The organism is Halomonas sp. 707B3 (assembly GCF_024158645.1).
Classification (GTDB): Bacteria; Pseudomonadota; Gammaproteobacteria; order Pseudomonadales; family Halomonadaceae; genus Vreelandella; species Vreelandella lionensis.
In genome coordinates, this window is the sequence record NZ_JAMZBE010000242.1 from 1 (window position 1) to 2,979 (window position 2,979).

The 2,979-nt window shown below is 55.8% G+C and carries 3 protein-coding genes; 2 read left to right on the forward strand and 1 reads right to left on the reverse strand.

Annotated elements, in window-relative coordinates:
• On the reverse strand, positions 1-1,141 hold a 1,141-nt coding region (locus BIS10_RS18110; RefSeq protein WP_253507462.1), incomplete at its 3' end, for an acetyl-CoA C-acyltransferase.
• 127 nt (positions 1,142-1,268) lie between these two features.
• Between BIS10_RS18110 and BIS10_RS18115 the strand changes: the two genes are divergently transcribed.
• Together BIS10_RS18115 and BIS10_RS18120 are read left to right on the forward strand one after the other, a co-directional pair.
• Positions 1,269-1,832 carry a TetR/AcrR family transcriptional regulator gene (locus BIS10_RS18115; protein ID WP_083024517.1) on the forward strand — a complete coding sequence of 188 codons (564 nt, stop codon included), beginning with the start codon at positions 1,269-1,271 and terminating at the stop codon, positions 1,830-1,832.
• Positions 1,833-2,025: 193 nt separating this feature from the next.
• Positions 2,026-2,979, forward strand: a 954-nt coding sequence (locus BIS10_RS18120) for an AMP-binding protein (RefSeq protein ID WP_253507465.1), incomplete at its 3' end; no start/stop codon positions are given.

Genomic DNA, 2,979 nt, shown 5'->3' on the forward strand with positions numbered 1-2,979 from the left:
TGCAAAGGCTTGCAATACCGCGTTTGCCGCCTTTCGTGCGCAGGGCATGAATTAGCGTGGCGATAATACGTGAGCCGGTGGAGCCAATAGGGTGGCCTTGAGCGCAAGCACCGCCAAACACGTTCACCTTCTCATGGGGTAAACCCAGGTCGTCCATGGCCATGAGGGTCACGACGGCGAAAGCTTCATTGATCTCAAACAGATCGACATCGTTAACGCCCCAGCCAAGCTTTTTCATCAGCTTTTCAATTGCGCCTACAGGGGCGATGGTAAATTCGCTTGGATGACGGGAGTGAGTGGCATGTCCTAGCATTCTGGCCAGCGGTTTGATGCCGTGACGCTGGGCTGCTTCTTGGCTGGCAAGAATCAGGGCCGACGCTCCGTCGGAGATAGAGCTGGCGTTGGCAGCGGTGATGGTGCCATCTTTTGCAAACGCGGGGCGCAGCTGACGGATTTTATCCAGCTTGGCTTGGAAGGGCTGTTCATCGTGAGAAACAACGGTGTCGCCCTGGCGCGTGGTGACCGTGACAGGGGCCATTTCGGCGTCTAAATCGCCATTGTTGGTGGCGGCCATCGCTCGTTCAAGCGAAGCAATGGCGAAGTCGTCTAGCCGCTCGCGGGTATAGCCGCGCTCTGTAGCTACATCCTGCGCAAAGACGCCCATCAGTTTGCCGGTTTCGGCATCTTCAAGGCCATCCAGGAACATATGATCTTTGAGCTCGCCGTGGCCCAGTCGATAGCCGCCGCGTGCCTTAGTGAGTACATGAGGCGCATTCGACATAGACTCCATGCCGCCTGCTAATAAAATCTCTCCGCTACCGGCCTTGATCAAATCATGCGCGAGCATGGTGGCTTTCATGCCTGACCCGCAGAGTTTATTGATGGTGGTGGCACCGTTGGCATCGGGAATGCCTGCTTGGCGCATCGCCTGGCGTGCGGGGCCCTGTTTAACGCCAGCAGGCAAAACGCAGCCCATGATGCCCTCTTCAATAGCGGCAGCGTCGATACCTGCGCGTTCAATAGCGGCACGGATGGCAACTGCGGCAAGTTCGGGGGCGCTCATGCTGGAAAGGCTGCCCATCATACCGCCCATTGGGGTGCGGGCGGCGGATAAAAAGACGACGTCGGTAGCGCTACTCATTGTCTATCTCCTGATAGATTTTTTGTGATTATCTGGCTGAGTGATTAGCGATGCGTTGACCCATTCGCGGGGCTGTGGTCTTCTCCTAAGTAACCAAGCAAGCGCTAGTGTAAATGACATGAATGTAATGAATGCATCTCCTCGCCGCAAGGAATTGACGCGCTTAGCAGCTCAGCTATTCGTCCAAGAGGGCTTTGATCGCACCACGGTGCGCATGTTGGCCCAGGAAATGGGCATCAAGTCCGGCAGCCTGTTTCATCACTTCAAAGATAAGCAGGAAATTCTGGCAGCAGTGATTGAGGAGGGCACCCAGAACGCACTAGGCATCGCAAAAGCCGCGTTGCAATCTTGCCCCGACAGTGCAGAAGCTCGGCTGCATGCCATGGCAAGGGCGCACCTGGAAACGCTGTTTGCAGATCGTAATGCTCACGTGGTGGCGCTGTTTGAATGGCGGCGTTTAGACCCCGCCGCCAGCGCCCACCTTAGCCACCTACGCGATGCTTATGAGGCGATGTGGGTTGAGGTGATTGATGACGCTCTGGCGGCAGGGTTGATTCATGGCGACCGCTTCCTCGTTTCCCGCTTTATTTTAGGCGCGTTGAACTGGACCGTTCGTTGGTATGACCCCAACGGCCCGCGCACCCCAGACGACCTTGCTGATGAGCTTGTGGCAATGATCCTGTCGCGCTAATGCTTGGCGCTGTCTCTTCCCAATCGACCAACGTCTAACCTCATAGCCGCGCTTGTGGCTTGCGCTCTTGGGTAAATGCTTTTAGCGTTGGTCTATCGGTAGGTTTCCGTTAACGTAAACGCACAATAATGCCAACACTACGTTGAATCCTGCCTGTCCGGGTGCTCACGACCAACAACATAAGAGAGCCGTCATGACAGCAACATCCACGTCACTTCCCCCGTATTCGAGTTTTCTTGAAAGCTTTTCGGTTGATAGCGTCGTCGCCAAGCTTGACGACCATCAGGATGGATATTTAAACGCCTTTGACGCCTGTTGTGGCCGGCATGTGCGCCAAGGGCGTGGTGATGTATTGGCGCTAGTGCATGAAGATACCCAGGGCCAAACCCATACGCTGACCTATTCTGAACTTGATCAGCAGAGCGGCCAATTAGCGGGCTGGTTCAAAAGCCAAGGGCTCGGTGAGGGCGATCGAATTGCCTGCATGTTGCCCCGTTCGGTCAATTTGCTGATTACCGTGCTGGCAACCTGGCGCATTGGGGCCGTCTACCAGCCGCTGTTCACTGCGTTTGGGCCGGACGCCGTGGATTATCGGCTTAGCCGAGCAGACACCAAGCTGGTGATTACCGATCGCGTAAACCGCTATAAATTCGATGGTTTGAGCCAGTGTCCACCGGTATTGGCGGTGGGCGGCGCAACCCGAGAGCACCCTAACGATCACGACTGGCAGGCTGCGTTGACGTATACGTCAATGAGCGACAGGCCGCCTAGATTGTCGCCGGATAAGCCGTTTCTACAGATGTTTACTTCCGGCACGGTGGGCAAGCCCAAAGGGGTAGCGGTGCCGTTATCGGGTATGACCGCATTTGCGCTCTATATGGAGCTGGCGGTTGATCTTCGTGAAGATGACCGCTTCTGGAATATGGCGGACCCTGGCTGGGCCTATGGTCTCTATTACGCTATTGCTGGGCCGCTCTTACTGGGTGTTACAACCCATTTCTGTGAAGCAGGGTTCAGTGCAGAGGGTGCGCTGGCATTTATGAAGCGCCACCGCATCACCAATTTTGCAGCGGCACCTACGGCATACCGTTTGATGAAAGCGTCTGGCCTGTTTGATGACGCCCATCAAGCATTAACGCTGCGAGCA

What these genes read in the sequence shown, in the direction of transcription:
- BIS10_RS18115 (WP_083024517.1), top strand. Translation starts at nt 1,269, where the DNA reads ATGAATGCATCTCCTCGCCGCAAGGAATTGACGCGCTTAGCAGCTCAG.